Origin of the sequence: Mastigocoleus testarum BC008, from assembly GCF_001456025.1 — a bacterium.
In the GTDB taxonomy this organism is placed as follows: Bacteria; Cyanobacteriota; Cyanobacteriia; order Cyanobacteriales; family Nostocaceae; genus Mastigocoleus; species Mastigocoleus testarum.
In genome coordinates this window covers 1-16,100 of the sequence record NZ_LMTZ01000116.1, presented here as the reverse complement: position 1 = coordinate 16,100, position 16,100 = coordinate 1, and the positions used below count along the sequence as shown (strand labels likewise).

The following is a 16,100-nucleotide window of genomic DNA, read 5'->3' as shown; positions in this document are numbered from 1 at the left end:
CCTGTAAAAAGTCTCTCGAATAGCAAAAAGAAGAGATATTAAAAGATTTAAATAGCAATAACTACCTTTGTAGTCTTTCAGACAGACAAAAATCATCATTCTCCTTATAAGGAGTTATATTTAATTGCATTTTGAAGTCAAAGAATTAAGGAAATCTTTATATCAGTGCGGTAATCTTATCGCGATCGCTTTAGGTTATTGCTGAATTGAACAATAATTCCGGCTAGAAATTTGAATTAGCATCGAAGTATCAAATTTAATTTTTAGATAATTCAAGTGCGATTAAAGATTAATTTGACTGCAAATAGAAAGGGGTTTGAATGACACAAATCGCATCAGTCTCCCATCGCGACCTCCAAAAGCGCCGTAATAAATTACGCCGTCAGAAACAAGTAAAAATTGTGCAAACAATATGGCAAACTTTTGCTGTAAGTAGCATGACTGCAGGCTTGATATGGGTAGTTTTTCAGCCTATTTGGGTATTAAAAGCTCCAAAGCAAATAGTTGTTTCTGGTAACCGGCTTTTAGATGAGAAAGTTATTCATTCTGCGATGACACTATCTTATCCCCAGTCTTTATGGCGCATTCAACCTTCAAAGATTAGTAAATCCTTAACCAAACAACCAGGGATTGCACGAGCAGTGGTAAGTCGTCGTTTATTTCCACCAGGAATAGTAGTTCAAATAAAAGAAAGAGTACCTGTTGCAATCGCAAAAAAATCCTTATCTTCAGGAGATAAAGAATCAATTTCTGGGCTGATTGATGCAAATGGAAATTGGATACCGGTGGGGAAAAGTACATCATTGAACCCCGATTTTGGCTTACCTAGTCTCTCAGTCGTAGGCTATAGCGAAAAATATCGTTCCTCGTGGATTTTGCTTTATGAGACTTTACATCAGACTTCTATCAAAGTTACAGCTATCGAATTTCAAAATCCTGCAAACCTAGTTTTGAATACAGAATTAGGAAAGGTTTTATTAGGCTCTCCTAGTGATATTTTGCCAGAACAAATTAGAACCCTGGCACAAATGCGCCAAATTAAAACACAACTAAACCTCGATCAAATAAATTACATCGACCTCAGAAACCCTAAAAAGCCCTTAGTACAGATGAATCATAAAAAGCGCAAAAATTAATTGTAAATTCTTTCAAAAATAAAACTATAAGATGTATTTATTCAATTGAAAATTTGAATAGGTTCAGAGATTTTCTCTTACAACATATATTTGTGATGTGTAAATTTTCAACTTTTCACAGATAATTTACAAATCATTCTGTTTTAAACCATCGTCAAGATAGCACCATTTACCCTCAAGGATACTTTCTGCAAATACAATTATTTTTAGTTGTTACTTAGTTGCGAACTTGACATTTATATATTGCGTGCTAGATGTTAGACAATTTAATGATGTAATCTAAGCTGTAAATCTTATATGTTTTGAATGCAGCTTACGCTGATTTTAAGGTATTGCACTAACCCATAGAAGCATGTTTTGCTATCAATGGTTAGTTCTTGCACAAACATCATCTATGTTCGTCAACAGATGAATTTAAAGAAGAGTTTAGCTAACTACAATAAGGGATGATTTATATTGTTGACTAATATTCATTACAGACAAACTTCTATTATGATTTTATCTTTAGATTGAGTTTATCTTTATAACATGTAGAAAATACAATTAATCAGCCCACAGGTAGGTTATAATGTCACGCTCTGATGATTTCACTGAAAATAACCCAACCAGAGAAATGGCTACTACAAAACTTTCATTAGTGTGAAAGTCTTCAAATCACCTAAAAAGCAAATGAGCAAATATCTTAGCTTAAAATCACATTTAATCGAAAACAAATAAACGTGTTTTAAATTGCAGTTACCCCAAATGTCAAATTCCGCAAATCAAATCATAAAAACAGATAATAGCAGTATTGTAGTTTCTTTAGAATTAATCTGAATTGGCCGACATTTTTGCTGTTACAAACATATACGCAAGTAATGCATGTATTTTATAAGACTATATACTGTATAAATTAACTAAAAAGGAGGTAAAAGATAATTGATGTTGTAGTAGTATTTTTCCAAGTGATGGCAATTTATACTCGAGCTAAAAAGGTATTTATATTGAGATAAAAAAGAACACTCACCACATATACTTATAAAAATAATGACTTTTGGGATGAAAAATAGTACTTTGTACCAGCCAACGGAGAAACAAAAAATACATGTCACCGACTAAGCGAAAGAAAGAAAAGGTAAACAAGTTGAGAGTTAAGTTATACATTTCAATTATCGGTAATTATAGGTATACTTCTCTAGAATTGGCGATGCAGTTGTTTTTGATGTGGTGCTTCAAGAACCAATCGCGTATCGTAGTGGCTTAAAACCACGACAAGGTTTCACTTCTCAAATCCTGTTAGGGTTGGAAGAGAAAAGAACAAGAGAAAAACCAGGACATTATATCTTGACCGCGTCAAACTATAGTTGACTATGCGGGTGAAAAGCACCTTAAAAGTCGTTTATCTACTTGCACACAAATCTGATGACACTTGATAACAACCAAGGGCTTACCTACAGAAACTCTCAATCTCCGGGACAGCCAGAGTTATCCTTAGCGGTTAACTCTACTAATCCTTTTAGTCACTCCGGATTAACTTTTGGACAAAATAACGATAGCAAAACCCCTCTTGAGGACAATCGGATTGGCGATATTGTGCCGGGTCGCGTTGCTAACATCAAGGTAATTGGTGTCGGTGGTGGCGGCGGAAATGCTGTTAATCGCATGATTGCCTCTGATGTGAGTGGGGTTGAATTTTGGACGATTAATACTGATGCGCAAGCTTTAACTATGGCATCAGCTCCGAGCCGATTACAAATTGGGCAAAAGCTCACCCGAGGTTTGGGGGCTGGTGGAAATCCTGCAATTGGTCAAAAAGCCGCAGAAGAGTCTCGGGATGAAATTGCTACAGCTTTAGAAGGTGCTGACTTAGTATTTATCACTGCTGGTATGGGAGGTGGTACCGGTACTGGGGCTGCTCCGATAGTAGCTGAAGTTGCAAAAGAAATGGGTGCTTTGACTGTTGGGGTGGTAACGCGTCCATTTATATTTGAAGGACGTCGTCGCAGTACTCAAGCAGAACAAGGTATTGAAGGTTTAAAAAGTAGGGTAGATACCTTAATTATTATTCCCAATAACAAACTGCTGGAAGTCATCCCCGAGCAAACTTCCATGCAAGAAGCTTTTCGTTATGCAGATGATGTATTGCGTCAAGGTGTTCAGGGGATATCCGACATCATTACCATCCCTGGTTTAGTTAATGTTGACTTTGCTGATGTGCGGGCTGTTATGGCAGATGCTGGTTCTGCATTGATGGGAATTGGCATTGGTTCTGGTAAGTCTCGCTCCAGAGAAGCTGCGATCGCAGCAATTTCTTCACCATTACTCGAGTCTTCCATTGAAGGTGCGAGGGGTGTTGTATTAAATATTACTGGTGGTAGCGACCTCACCTTACATGAAGTGAATGCAGCAGCAGAAGCTATTTATGAAGTGGTCGATCCTAATGCCAATATTATTTTTGGTGCTGTGATTGACGATCGCCTCCAAGGAGAAGTGAGAATTACGGTTATCGCAACTGGCTTCACAGGAGATCTACCTCCACAGCAACCGCAAAACGTTACAAATGTACGTATGGCTCCACAGCCACAAAAGCGGCAGTCACCTTCTACTCAACCGTTGAATTCTCCAAATCCAACTCCGGAGCCCAAAGAAAAATCTGTACTTGATATTCCTGACTTTTTGCGACGCAGAAGCCCACGCAATTAAATTACGATTGTAGGTTTTCGATATGACTAACTATAAGAGAATTTAAGATTTGTGGTTGACTGTTTACGATTGCTGGAGATCTGCCAGAACGTACTCAGATAGTCTGTAGAAAAAACTTATATGTTGCTCAAATTATTGGGAGGTTTAAAAACAAATTATCTTGCATGGCTTGCATTATTCCATGCTACCTACAAATCCAATTTATTTGGTTGGGGGTCAGCCACCTCAGAATGAATCCTGAATGTGTCTGACATCAGCTAGGAGTGTGAATTTTTGTTAAGTTCTAATACTTGCTGCAAAGTTAGCATTTATCACTTCTCCTTATAAATAAAGTAAATACTTGTCGAATTTGAACTGCTATGCTCTGAAGGCGAGCGTTCACATGTTTACTCGATATGCACTATCCAATCGACCAGCAGCTCAGCCTGCTTCTGGTCGAAACCCGCATTGGTTTGTAAAAATGTATTTATTACAAAGTATTTATTACAAAATATTTATTACAAAATGCTTGTTACAAAATATATTTACACTGTTTAGCGTTAGTTAGGGCTTGAGTGCTTTTTAGCAGAGATTTAATTCAGATTGTGACCTAAAAAAGTAAAAAAGTCTTCAACATTCAATTTTGCTCTGCTCTTTGCTCAACCCATTGAATTACCTGTTTGCCAAGACTGATATTATTTAATCTGTCAATTTCACGAATACCTGTCGGGCTAGTAACATTAACTTCAGTCAAATAGCCTCCGATGACATCAATACCAACAAAAATTAAACCATCACGACGTAAAGTATCTGCTAGTTGATGGCAAATTTCTTGTTCTCTGGGAGTAATTTCAATTGCAGCAACACTACCGCCCGTTGACATATTATTACGAAATTCTCCTGGCCCACTCAAGCGATTAAGGGCTCCAATTGGCTCACCGTCAAGTAATATTATTCGTTTATCTCCATCCTTTGCTTCGGATAGATAGACCTGTACCATTACCGGTACTTTCCCTTGGGAAGTACTGAGTTCGATAATGGAATTAAAATTGCGATCGCCTGCTTGCAAAAATAAAATACCTTCCCCAGCTTTATTTCCTAGAGGTTTAAGAATTGCTGCTCCTTTAGTTTCAACAAACTGGCGAATTATTTCTTTATCAGCAGTAACAATAGTTTCTGGAATTGCTTGTGTAAATTGGAGAGCATACATTTTTTCATTTGCTGCTCTGATTCCATTTGGACTATTAACGACTAATGTTTTGCGTGGATCGATATAGTCCAAAGTATAGGTCGCATAAAGATAAGTCGCATCAACTGGTGGATCTGTCCGCATAAAGACAGCATCCATGTTTTCTAAAGGAATAAGCTGAGGCTCTCTCGATATATACCAAGGATTTTCCGCCACATACTTTCCATCTAATAATTTTATAGGTTTAAGTTCAACTTGCTCTAAAACTGCCCAAGCTTTACTATTTATTACGCTGAGTTGATTAGCTTGAGTTACCCAGATCTCATGTCCGAGGATGTGTGCTGCTTCCATTAAAGCAACGCTGGTATCATGACATGGATCGAGTTGACTGATGGGATCGATAATAAAAGCAAGTTTCACGCTTGGAACCTCAATTGCCGGGAGTTTCTTTGAACTGTCTAAATATTGGAATTGTCCAAATTATTTGAACTATCTAATTTAAATTATCAACTGTAACGGTTAACAGTTAACGCCGAAATGTTAACCGTTAAGCTGTTTTAAGATGCCAGTAATGGATCTAATTTTCCTTGAGATTCCAATCCATAGATATCATCACATCCGCCAACGTGAACCTCATCAATAAATATTTGTGGTAAAGAACTCCGTCCATTTGCTCTAGTTATCATCTTGTCCCGAGCAATTTCATCACCATCAATACAATATTCGATGTAATCAATCCCTTTCTTTTTTAAGAGATTTTTAGCACGAATACAAAATGGACAAGTACTCCAAGTGTAAATTTCTACTTTTGCACTCATTATGTCCTCTATTTAGTTCATAATTCTTAATTTTAATAATTATGCCTTAATTTCTCCACTAGGCAAAGAGCGTGTTATTACTACAGCTTCAGGCGGTACGCGCTAATTGTTATGTCTATTCAAAGCATAATAACTGCAAATTTTTTATATATTAAATTTTTTATATATTAATGGAGACGCAACATATTATTTTCTGAAATGCAGTAAATGCTAAGAAAAATAATAGCTAAAATTGCGTCTCCACAGAGCAGATAAAAATTTGTACAAATAAGACTTACTGTTTTTAGTTTTAAATCGGACTCACGCAAGGATTCCTTATGCAAAGGATATTTTTGCAAGATCGAAATCTGTAGTCTTTAAATCTCGACCTTATGTTAATTTGCGCAAGTCCGGCTTATGAGGGTTTTGAGATTACTGAGAAGAAACAGCGTAGTTAATCAACTGACCAAGACGCTGGCGTAGATTTTCTAAGCCCAAACGCTTATCTGCTGAAATAAACACTGCCATAGGGAACTCTTCTCTTGCAAGGGCTAACGTTTCGCTGTTAGCTTGGTCAATTTTGTTAAATACAACAATTGCAGGTCCGGGAGTAACCGGCATTTGTTTGAGAATTTCTCTTACCGAACGAACTTGATTTAACCAAGCCGCATGGGACAAATCTACTAAGTGTACTAAAGCGTCAGCTTCAGTAACTTCTTCCAATGTGGCACGAAAAGCATCCACCAATGATGCTGGTAATTCGTGGATAAACCCTACCGTATCTGTCAGCAGAATTTCTTGCCGGTCTCCACTTACTGCATGGGGAACAGTTAAGCGACGTGTAGTCGGGTCTAAGGTCGCAAATAGCTGATCCGCAGTATAAACTTCAGCATTGGTTAGGGCATTAAGTAAAGTAGATTTACCGGCATTGGTATAACCGACTATTGACACAGTGGGAACACCTTGGTTTTGTCGTCGTTGACGTAAGCGTTCCCGGTGCGCCTGCAATTGATTAACTTCTTTTTGCAGTCGGGTAATGCGTCGTTGGATGGCACGTCGTTCTGTTTCTAATTTAGTTTCACCAGGACCTCTGGTTCCGATACCACCCCCAAGCCGAGACATTGCTTGACCCCTACCTGTCAGCCTGGGAAGCATATATTCCAACTGTGCTAGTTCTACCTGTAATTTACCAGCACCAGACTGAGCCCGTTGGGCAAAAATATCTAAAATTACTTCGGTGCGGTCGACAACCCGAACACCAATTTGAGCTTCTAAATTACGGACTTGTGCTGGTGAAAGATCGCGATCAAAAACTACCAAATTAGCCCCTAATGTTTGGGCAGCTAAGGCAATTTCTTGTACTTTACCCTCACCAACAACGGTTTGGGGATGAACGCGATTTCGCTTTTGTTGTAACATTTGCACAACATCACCACCAGCAGTATCGACTAATCGGGCAATTTCTGCTAGAGTATCTTGGAATTCTTGAGATGACAGATCGCCTGTCATGATACCAACAATCAGGACTCGCTCATGGTCAGAGTCCACATCTAGGGCTGTATATTCTCGGCGAAACTCTTCTTCTAGACCTTCTACCAAGTCCATGAAGTCTTGTTTGCCGAGCATATCCAAGCTCATAGGTGGGGATATACTCCAACTTGGAGGAGAATAATCGCTGGTGCTGATATTTCCACCCCCTTGAGTCGCTGTTAAGATACGAGAATCCTGGGGTGTGAGATGTGCTAAGTAAGCTTCCTTAACATAACCAGAAGCTGCACCACCTCGCTTTTTAAATCCAGAAGCTGTAACATTCATTACTACTAAAGCATCAAGACGTTGTAAAGCCATTGATGTTAAGGCAGCATCAGAGCTTGCTTCTGGTTTCAACTGGGTAGCAATACAACGAATACCACTAAGTCGTTCCGCGCCGTAACGTGGTAATTCCATTAGTGGAATTTGGGTCTGACGCGGTGTGCCTACCCCAACCCGAATCACTTGTCCGCGACGATTGAGATAGGCACATACTGGTTTATTGATTTCTGTACTCACTGCTGCCAGTCGCTGGGCAAATTCTGGAGTTGTAATCCGATCGCCCGGTATGCGCTGGTGGTAAAGCCGCCGGAGTTGTTTTAGTTGGCTAGGCTTTAAACCTTGGAGATTACCGAAGATAGTCTCTATAGGCATTAAAGGCCAGTTTCCTGACCCCCCCTTTATTTTTGTTTGATTTCTTATTTATTTTATCATTTGCTTTTTTTCTTAACTATTACTTTAGGAAGATGCATTTATACTTAGTATTTTGTAATGCTTATAAAAAACTTTACTTTAATTGATATGCTTTGAGCTTGCAGGTTATAAATACCTGTGATTCAATATTTATTTTTACAAAAATTTATATATTTTTAAGAGATTGAATGAGTTGAATTTAATAAATTAATGCTTTATTTTATTTTTATAAAATTGTTTTTGAATATACTTATTTATAATTAATTAATATTTTGAAGTTAGTATTTTGAATGTTTTTGAGAAAGTACAGACTTCATATTAAGTAGTGTGTTGCGGTACATTTCTATCTTTATGTTAACTAAGTATGTCGGTTTAGTGTAACGCACCGCCAAAGAATAGTGTTACGTATATTTGGACTTCGGGCTACAAATGTTTGATGGTGCGTTACGGCACTTTTGAGAAGGTGACCAGAATAAATTTAATAAGCCATGCGCCTAACGCAGCCTACGCGATCGCATTAAAACTCAATTCATAGGAATCCTCCAGCCAATGATTCATCACATTTCTATACCTGCAAGTAATCCAAAACATGTTGCTGAGGTGTTAGCTGAACTTTTCAATGGCTATTCTGCACCTTTCCCATCCAACCCAGGTAGCCATGTTGCACTTGCAGGAGACGAGTATGGTACTTTAATTGAAGTTTATCCTCTTGGTACTGAGATGATTCCCGGAGAGGGTGATAAATCAATCCAATTTCAACACCAAAATACCTCAAACCAGTTTATTGCTAGTCACGCTGCGATTTCTATACCGCTAAGTCAGTCGCAAATTGAGTCTATTGCTGCTCGCGAAGAATGGCGGTGCTTACGTTGTAGTCGGGGTGAGTTTGATGTGATTGAGTTTTGGGTTGAAAATGCGGTATTACTCGAACTAGCAACTCCGGAATTAGCAAAACAATACACTAATGCTTTAGCTCCAGAGAGATTAGCTGAGTATTTTGCTCAGAGCAATTCTTAGAATTATTTTAAGTTGCGACGTTTTTGGAAAGGTGAACTCAAACAATTATAGTTGTGTGTTTAACTCAACTTATGGGATTGAATCAACGCCTGAAACTCTTCACTATCTCGAATTGGATCAAAATCATCATCTGTTTTTGCTATTTCTTGGTATTCAGGATTTAGATTGATGGCTTGTTGTAGATTTTCAATTGCTAAATCGATATTTTTTTGTAAAGCGTAACAACAAGCTTTGTTGTACCAAGCGTCGTAATCATCAGGTTTGATTTCTAATGCTTTGTCAAAAGATGCGATCGCTTCTTCTAATTTTCCCAACTCATGCAGTGCTATACCCCGGTTTTTCCAAGGTATGTAGTCGTCAGGTTTAATTTCTAATGCTTTGTCGTAGGATGCAATCGCTTCTTTTAACCTTCCCAACTTACGCAGCGCATAACCCCGGTTGTTCCAAGCTTGATGAGATTCAGATTTAATATGAAGTGCTTTATTATAGGATGCGATTGCTTCTTCTAACCTTCCCAACTGACGCAGCACGTAACCTCGGTTGTTCCAAACTTCATGTTTATCAGGTTTTATTATCAGTGCTTTATCGTAGGATAAAATAGCTTGCTCTAAATTTCCTAATTGGTAAAGCACATTTCCCCGACTATACCAAGCTTGGTAATTATTAGGTTTAATTTCTAATGCTTTGTCGTAGGATGCAATTGCTTTATCTAGTTTCTTTAATTGATCCAGTGTATTGCCCTTATTATACCAAGCTGTGTAGTAATTAGGATTAATTTCCAGTGCTTTATCGTAGGATTCAATCGCTTCATCTAATCTTCCCAACTGATATAGTGCGTGACCCCTGTTGTTCCAAGATTGGAGCTTGTTAGGCTTAATTTCTAGTGCTTTGTCATAGGATACAATCGCTTCATTTAACCTTCCCAACTGATGCAGCGCGTAACCTCTGTTGTAATAAGCTTTATGGTATTCAGGTTTAATTTCTAATGCTTGGTTATAGGATGTAATCGCTTTTTCTAACTTTTTCAAATGATATAGTGCGTTACCCCGGTTGTACCAAGCTTGGTAGTAGTCAAGTTTAATTTCTAATGCTTTGTCAAAAGATGCAATTGCTTTATCTAAACTTCCCAACTGAAGCAGTACTAAACCACGGTTAAACCAAGCTTTGTAGTAATCAGATTTTATTTCAATTGCTTTATCATAGGATGTAATGGCTTGTTCTAAGCTTCCCAATCCATACAGGGCAATACCCCGGTTGTGCCAGGCTTGGTGGTATTCGGGTCTTATTTCTAGTGCTTTGTCATAAGATGTAATAGCTTCGTTTAATCTTTCCAACTGACGAAGTGCTAGACCTCGATTAAACCAAGCTTGGTAGTAGTCAGGTTTAATTTTTATGACTTGGTTGTAGGATGCAATTGCTTCTTCTAATCTTTTCGAATGATACAGCGTAATACCCCGGTTATTCCAAGCTTGGTGGTATTCGGGTTTTAATTCTATTGCTTTTTCAAATGCTCTCAAAGCTACCTCATGTTCTTTTGTCGCAGTAAGTAGCCTTCCCTGTTCTCTTAATAATTCAGCCTTATTATCAAGAGTCTGATATTTTTCTTGTAATAATTCTTGAATTTCTAGAAATTTTTGAATCTGTTTTTCTGAGGTTAAAGCACAATATTCGTCATAATCTCCTTCTTCAAGAATACGGGATGATTCTTGCTCTAAAATTCCTGGTTTGGTGGGAAATTCAAAGATGCTAGAACGCCAATCAAAAAAATCTGGAGCGCGGTGGATAAAGTATTTAAGAGAAAAGGAGCGTAAGAGAAACACAAAGCAGATGCTAAAAGTATCTCGAAATCTTTCTCTATGTAAATTTAAATGATTTAATATTGGCGGAACACCTTTCCAACTGTAACTGAAACGCTCGCTGTTCTCGCCAAACTTAAGTTTTTCATATTCATATAAGGAATACTCCAACCCTTGGAGAAATAAAATATTGATTTGTTCTCGATTTGGTAAGTCTTTAACTATCTCATATAAGTTGTCAATCGGCTTATCAAATCGTAAAACTTCGATCCTTTTTTCAGGTAAGTCTTCCTTCACCCTGGTGATTAAGTCCTCACTTTCAACAGGAGAAGACCGAACAAATAATAAACGAAAACCATGTGTCCGTTTTAAAGTACGGATAAAAGCTTGATATTCTTCTTCTGGTTCGGCTGGTAAATCTTCGTCCCAGTCAATTGATTCTGAAGTCATGGCTGCATTTTCGCTACAGCTTCCTTAAATTCCGCTATCCCTCTAATTAAAGGATGAACATCGCACCAACGTTGAATTTCATATTCTTTGTCCAGATAACGATATTCTAAAAAACATCGGTTGAATAACAAACTACGATGCTCATTGTCGTTAATTACCCGTTTTGAATGAAAAACTTTTGCTAATAAATCCCATTGGTTGTGTTCTACAGTTTGACGATAAGTATTGCGTGCTTTAGTAATTGCACGTCGTACGGCTCTCTGAGAAATTGGTAACTCTTCTGTAAGTGCGATCGCATCTTGAGTTAAGAGTAGCAAATTTCGGACGTGACCTCCACTCATCAAACAAAGCTGCTGGAAGGTTTCTGGACTGTCAAAGATTTCTGTATCTAAGGATAAGTAAGTTGTACACTGACTAATTCGCTTAGAAATAATTTCTTTGATTTTACTGAGTCCTGGTTCGCATATTTCACCGTCGGGAGTCCGTACCATAATCATAGGTAAAACTTCCGTATCGCTGTAGCTTTCTCTGACGTCAGTACTTCTTTTGGAGTAAACCAATGATATGGGAACAGTATAAATTAGATGACAATCAAGAGCTTTTAGTTGTTCGCTGCGATCAAGAAAGATTTCTTCGTGGTTAATTTTCCCACTATCAGTAATAATTGGGGCGATTCGATCTAAGTTATCGACAATAACTGCTAATTCGCTACGACCATCAGGAAGTTTCTTTTTTGCTTCTTTGAGAAACTGATTTAAAACCTGAATTAAAGTAACGGTGTAAGGATCTACTTTTTTTCTAATTTTTTCCCGTAAAGAAGGTTCTGCTCTCAAATTCGCTGTTAGTTTTGCAAACTGGGATATTTGTGCTTCCATACTCATTCCCTGGAAAGACACTTCTGTTTGTGCTAAATCTTTGATATCTTCCCAGCGACCTTCTAACCACTGCAATACTGGGTTAGCATTACCAATATTTTTTAATCCTTCCAGAATGTGACGGGTGCAAGCAAGAAGAATATCAGTATACCGAGCATCTTCAGAATCTATATCTTCCTCATCTGCTGCAAAATAAACTACGTAGAAATTCTTTTCTTCCAAAAATTGTTTCAAGCGCAGTAATTCTGTTGATTTTCCCGCACCCCGATGACCTGAATATAACTGACAAGTATTTTCCTTAGAGAGTTTAATTCGATTACCCAGATCTAGCAGGATATCCCCATCACCTCTAACTTCTCGACAATCTACATAAGTTGGATCGCCCGCAGGTAAAGGTCGAAATGGGTCAAAAGCATTATAAATATTTGTAAGTAATTCAATATTTTGTTCAGGCATAAACACTATATATAACAGACATTTGCTGTTTAACTGAGTGTATTTTTATTGTAAATTAAGCCCATGCGTTACCCGTCTCATCGGTTATTTACCTTATCCTTTACTTATCTTATCCGTTGCGAATTTTACCCTTTCTCCACTACGCCAACTCTTCACTGCATCCCGTAACTTCAACGACAACCACCCATCAAACTGAGGATAAACTGGTAACCTCTCAACTAATTCCCACCCATAGGGTTGTAAAGTTTCCCTCAAATCTTTTTCCTGATGATGGGGATAATCGGGATTAACTTCATCTTTAGGTCCAATTCCCCCCAAATCCCTTGCTCCCGCTTCAATACAAGTAATTAACCATTGGGAATCTGGAATTAAATTTGGTGGAATTTGAATAGTTATATCCTCGGGAAGAATTTGACGTGCTGTAGCAATTACTTCTGGTAATTTATGGGGGTCGAAAGGTGGTGCATCAAAACTTTGTTGAGTACCAGGACTATGGGGTTGCAAAATCACTTCTTGAATGTGGTGATAATTTCGATGTAATTTTGCGATCGCTTCCAGAGTTTCCCAGCAATCATCTTCGGTTTCCCCAATCCCCAATAATAAACCTGTAGTAAAAGGTATTTTTAATTTTCCCGCCCATTCTAACTGTTGTAACCGTAACTCTGGTAGCTTGCTTGGAGCATGGCGATGTACCGTATCCAATAACTTTGGGGTTAATTGTTCCAACATTAATCCCATGGATACATTGACATTCTTTAGTTGTTCCATCTCCTTAAAACTTAATGGTCCAGCATTGGTGTGAGGAAGAAAACCCATTGATAAAGCTAATTCACACAAATCATAAATCCGCTCGAACCATTCTTGGCGTCGTGGTGAGTTTGGGTGTACTTCACCACTGAGAATTAGAATTTCACAGACTTTCTGGTTTTGCAGTTTTGTAAATATCTCCCGTGCAGAACTCAAAGTCATCCAAGGACTTTTACCAGGGTCGGTGCGAAAATTGCAATAACTGCAACGGTTAAAGCATTCATATGTCGGAACGATAGTGTAAGCAGGGCTGTAAGTAACAGTTTTTGGGGAGGAAACTGACATGAAACCATTGAATCGGAAATGTTATGAGTTATGTTAACGCACGCAATTGGTTATCAGCAGTTTCCCAAAACATGCTTCCGACTCATGCACCAAAAAAACTGAATGCTACACCTCGCTCCAAGCTACAACAGATGTTACGAGTGAACTAATTCACCTTGAGCAGTCAGAATTAATATCCCACCAACAAAACTTTCAATTACAGTTTGCAGCAAGTAAACCTCTGAAATTGAATTTAATTTTTGATTTTTTAAGTCTTCATGCTCCAAATTATTACTTATGATGGATGTTTTGGATGAGTATGTTTGCGGATAAAATCCTCCATTCATTGTTGCTCCGATTAAGCATCAACTAAATATTCAATGAAATTCTCATAATTAGAACTATGTATGCACAGGAATTTTATCGTATATATAAGAAGAGGATAGAACTAACCTGAAGTAGGGTGAAGTTTTTATAAAACAAAGCTGGAGAATCAACTAATTAGGAAATAATAAGTTCAAGTAAAACCTAGGCGTGGAAAGGTTAATAGTTTCCCACCATCAAACACATTTTTTCCGGGCTGAAAATTGTGACTGTTTGCAAACTAGAGCAGAAACTGCACAAGTTCCGATTTTAAGGAAGCTTCTTGAGGAATAAAAATTTTTATTCCTAAATTTATTAGTTCCCTAAATTTGTTAGTTTCATTTACATGTTTGTATTAAGTCCAAATCTTTTTAACAAGCCTTACTCTCGATTAATAAATCAGCCAAACCGCTCGCGAACTTCAGAAGGTAAATAATTTAATATCACATGAACCCAGCAAGCATTGATGAATGGTTCCCTACAGAGCAGCAACGCAAATATATTTCTTTATTGAGAGGACAAACCAATTTAACCCGTCGTCGGGCTGAATGTTTTGTAAAGTTGTGGGCTTACTTACTGGTTAAACAATATGATGAATCAGGGAATAACTTAGAGTTACCCTTGACAAAACTATTGGCACCAAAAGGTTTCATACCTTGTACTCATAAAGAAGCACACGAGCTTTTTTACTCTACCCAAGAACGTGGAAGTGAAAGAGCTGCAGGTATGATGATGGATAAGCTTGCTACTATAGGATTAATTGAAAAAGAATTTGATGGTAATACAACTTGCGTTCGAGTCATATCACCATTAACCAACCTAAACGATACAGTTCAACCAAAAAAATCAGTAGAAGTTTTTGCAGATGTCTTTGAACCACGAATAGACACTATTCCTGTCAGTAGTTATTTGAGACATCATTTTAACTTTGGAAATAATACTGCAGCGTCCCATCGTATAGCTAGAATCCTACGTAATTGGTCGAAGCAAAGCTCTGCGATTATGAGGGTATTGCGTCGTTGCGACAATAATTATCCAGTAGGATTTTATGTCCTCTATCCCGTAGCAAAAGAATCTGAGGAGAATTACTTTACTTCACCCCGTCATAGTCTTTATTTCAGCGTTAATTCCGACTCCGATCCAATTAAAATGGCTGTACCGGGAGATACAAATTGTACCTGCATTCATATTCGCGGTTGGTACATAGAACCCGATTACCTGAATTTTAATAATATCTGTAAATTCTTAGAAGACGGGAAGCAAAGTTTGACTAAGATGCAGGCTGATTTTCCTGAGCTTTGTGACATGTACACAATTCCCTTACAACCAATCTATGAACAGCTTGCAACAGCATTAGGTTTTCACAAAATAGAATCTGACCCCCATTCATCAGTATCTTGGATGTACATCGCTGTAGATAATTATCTGAAATTAGAATTAACAAAAGTTTTGTCAGTTCTAAAGTTCAATTGATCTTTAATTGGTCTCAAATATTCTCAGGATAGTGCGTTTGCACTCTAACAAAACTTAACTTACTTTGATCTACCCCAGCCTTAAGGTAGATATCGACTTAGCCGTCACTTTAGGTTTGGGGGATTATTTTTTAATTATTTGTTCATTTTGATTCAGCTATTTTATAAACCGTAATAAAAATGCAAATATATTCTGAGAGAATATTTTTGTATGAATATCGATAAAATTCAATAAAATATTTTATAGAATAGCTGTAAGCCTTATATATCAAAGATATCTGACCAAAAAAACCGCAGTTTAAAATTAGTACCTGAAAAAATTACACTAAAAAAACTGAAAAAAACTTTACAAATAGCAATATATACTCTAATGTATTATTCATAGGCATAAATTACTAGCCTAATACATACCAAATCAAAGCAATTATTGAACCATGACAACTACATTACAGAGACGCGAGAGCGCTTCTTTGTGGGAACGGTTCTGTCAGTGGATCACCAGCACCGATAACCGCCTTTATATTGGCTGGTTCGGCGTATTGATGATTCCTACATTATTGGCAGCAACCACCTGCTTCATCATCGCATTTGTAG

Annotated in this window: 12 protein-coding genes and 1 pseudogene; 6 read left to right on the top strand and 7 right to left on the bottom strand. The window is 37.6% G+C overall.

Going from position 1 to position 16,100, the window contains the following annotated elements; genetic code table 11:
• Positions 1-320: 320 nt before the first annotated feature.
• Positions 321-1,136 (top strand): cell division protein FtsQ/DivIB, encoded by an 816-nt coding sequence (locus BC008_RS29130; protein ID WP_027841037.1) that lies wholly within the window; start codon positions 321-323, stop codon positions 1,134-1,136.
• 1,401 nt (positions 1,137-2,537) lie between these two features.
• The gene (gene ftsZ, locus BC008_RS29125; RefSeq protein ID WP_027841036.1) at positions 2,538-3,818 is read left to right on the top strand and encodes a cell division protein FtsZ; all 1,281 of its coding nucleotides are present in this window, start codon (positions 2,538-2,540) and stop codon (positions 3,816-3,818) included.
• 616 nt (positions 3,819-4,434) lie between these two features.
• Here ftsZ and gshB read toward each other — a convergent pair.
• The 3 genes from gshB to hflX all read right to left on the bottom strand — a co-directional run bounded on the left by gshB (position 4,435) and on the right by hflX (position 7,967).
• Positions 4,435-5,406 (bottom strand): glutathione synthase, encoded by a 972-nt coding sequence (gene gshB / locus BC008_RS29120; protein ID WP_027841035.1) that lies wholly within the window; start codon positions 5,404-5,406, stop codon positions 4,435-4,437.
• 137 nt (positions 5,407-5,543) lie between these two features.
• Positions 5,544-5,804 (bottom strand): glutaredoxin 3, encoded by a 261-nt coding sequence (gene grxC, locus BC008_RS29115; RefSeq protein WP_027841034.1) that lies wholly within the window; start codon positions 5,802-5,804, stop codon positions 5,544-5,546.
• A gap of 411 nt (positions 5,805-6,215) precedes the next feature.
• Entirely contained in the window at positions 6,216-7,967 is a 1,752-nt protein-coding gene (hflX, locus tag BC008_RS29110; protein ID WP_058183746.1) for a GTPase HflX, read from the bottom strand.
• A gap of 588 nt (positions 7,968-8,555) precedes the next feature.
• Here hflX and BC008_RS29105 point away from each other — a divergent pair.
• Complete coding sequence (locus tag BC008_RS29105; RefSeq protein WP_027841032.1) at positions 8,556-9,023, top strand: hypothetical protein; 468 nt, start codon at positions 8,556-8,558, stop codon at positions 9,021-9,023.
• Between the two features lie 59 nt (positions 9,024-9,082).
• Here BC008_RS29105 and BC008_RS29100 read toward each other — a convergent pair whose 3' ends face one another.
• The 3 genes from BC008_RS29100 to cofG all read right to left on the bottom strand — a co-directional run bounded on the left by BC008_RS29100 (position 9,083) and on the right by cofG (position 13,692).
• Positions 9,083-11,269 (bottom strand): tetratricopeptide repeat protein, encoded by a 2,187-nt coding sequence (locus BC008_RS29100; RefSeq protein WP_027841031.1) that lies wholly within the window; start codon positions 11,267-11,269, stop codon positions 9,083-9,085.
• A complete protein-coding gene (locus BC008_RS29095) occupies positions 11,266-12,600 on the bottom strand; it encodes an AAA family ATPase (RefSeq protein ID WP_027841030.1) in 1,335 nt (444 codons plus the stop codon). The genes BC008_RS29100 and BC008_RS29095 overlap by 4 nt, the downstream gene beginning before the upstream one ends.
• Before the next feature lie 93 nt (positions 12,601-12,693).
• Positions 12,694-13,692 carry a 7,8-didemethyl-8-hydroxy-5-deazariboflavin synthase subunit CofG gene (gene cofG, locus BC008_RS29090; protein WP_036264574.1) on the bottom strand — a complete coding sequence of 333 codons (999 nt, stop codon included), beginning with the start codon at positions 13,690-13,692 and terminating at the stop codon, positions 12,694-12,696.
• A 23-nt stretch (positions 13,693-13,715) separates the two neighbouring features.
• Between cofG and BC008_RS52210 the strand changes: the two genes are divergently transcribed.
• On the top strand, positions 13,716-13,841 hold the full coding sequence (locus BC008_RS52210; RefSeq protein WP_268768228.1) for a hypothetical protein: 126 nt from the start codon (positions 13,716-13,718) through the stop codon (positions 13,839-13,841).
• Here the strand turns inward: BC008_RS52210 and BC008_RS29085 are convergent.
• Positions 13,827-14,018 (bottom strand): hypothetical protein, encoded by a 192-nt coding sequence (locus BC008_RS29085; protein WP_058183747.1) that lies wholly within the window; start codon positions 14,016-14,018, stop codon positions 13,827-13,829. The two genes, BC008_RS52210 and BC008_RS29085, sit on opposite strands and share 15 nt — an antisense overlap.
• 463 nt (positions 14,019-14,481) lie before the next feature.
• On the opposite strand from BC008_RS29085, the gene BC008_RS29080 reads away from it, so the two are divergent.
• Positions 14,482-15,507 (top strand): hypothetical protein, encoded by a 1,026-nt coding sequence (locus tag BC008_RS29080; RefSeq protein ID WP_027841029.1) that lies wholly within the window; start codon positions 14,482-14,484, stop codon positions 15,505-15,507.
• A 433-nt stretch (positions 15,508-15,940) separates the two neighbouring features.
• A pseudogene (locus BC008_RS48720) lies at positions 15,941-16,100 on the top strand (photosystem II q(b) protein); the annotation flags it as partial.

Bases quoted from the DNA above. Each gene is read 5' to 3' on its own strand.
- BC008_RS29130 (WP_027841037.1), top strand. From the start codon at position 321: ATGACACAAATCGCATCAGTCTCCCATCGCGACCTCCAAAAGCGCCGT.
- ftsZ (WP_027841036.1), top strand. From the start codon at position 2,538: ATGACACTTGATAACAACCAAGGGCTTACCTACAGAAACTCTCAATCT.
- grxC (WP_027841034.1), bottom strand. From the start codon at position 5,804: ATGAGTGCAAAAGTAGAAATTTACACTTGGAGTACTTGTCCATTTTGT.
- hflX (WP_058183746.1), bottom strand. From the start codon at position 7,967: ATGCCTATAGAGACTATCTTCGGTAATCTCCAAGGTTTAAAGCCTAGC.
- BC008_RS29105 (WP_027841032.1), top strand. From the start codon at position 8,556: ATGATTCATCACATTTCTATACCTGCAAGTAATCCAAAACATGTTGCT.
- BC008_RS29100 (WP_027841031.1), bottom strand. From the start codon at position 11,269: ATGACTTCAGAATCAATTGACTGGGACGAAGATTTACCAGCCGAACCA.
- BC008_RS29095 (WP_027841030.1), bottom strand. From the start codon at position 12,600: ATGCCTGAACAAAATATTGAATTACTTACAAATATTTATAATGCTTTT.
- cofG (WP_036264574.1), bottom strand. From the start codon at position 13,692: ATGTCAGTTTCCTCCCCAAAAACTGTTACTTACAGCCCTGCTTACACT.
- BC008_RS52210 (WP_268768228.1), top strand. From the start codon at position 13,716: ATGAGTTATGTTAACGCACGCAATTGGTTATCAGCAGTTTCCCAAAAC.
- BC008_RS29085 (WP_058183747.1), bottom strand. From the start codon at position 14,018: ATGAATGGAGGATTTTATCCGCAAACATACTCATCCAAAACATCCATC.
- BC008_RS29080 (WP_027841029.1), top strand. From the start codon at position 14,482: ATGAACCCAGCAAGCATTGATGAATGGTTCCCTACAGAGCAGCAACGC.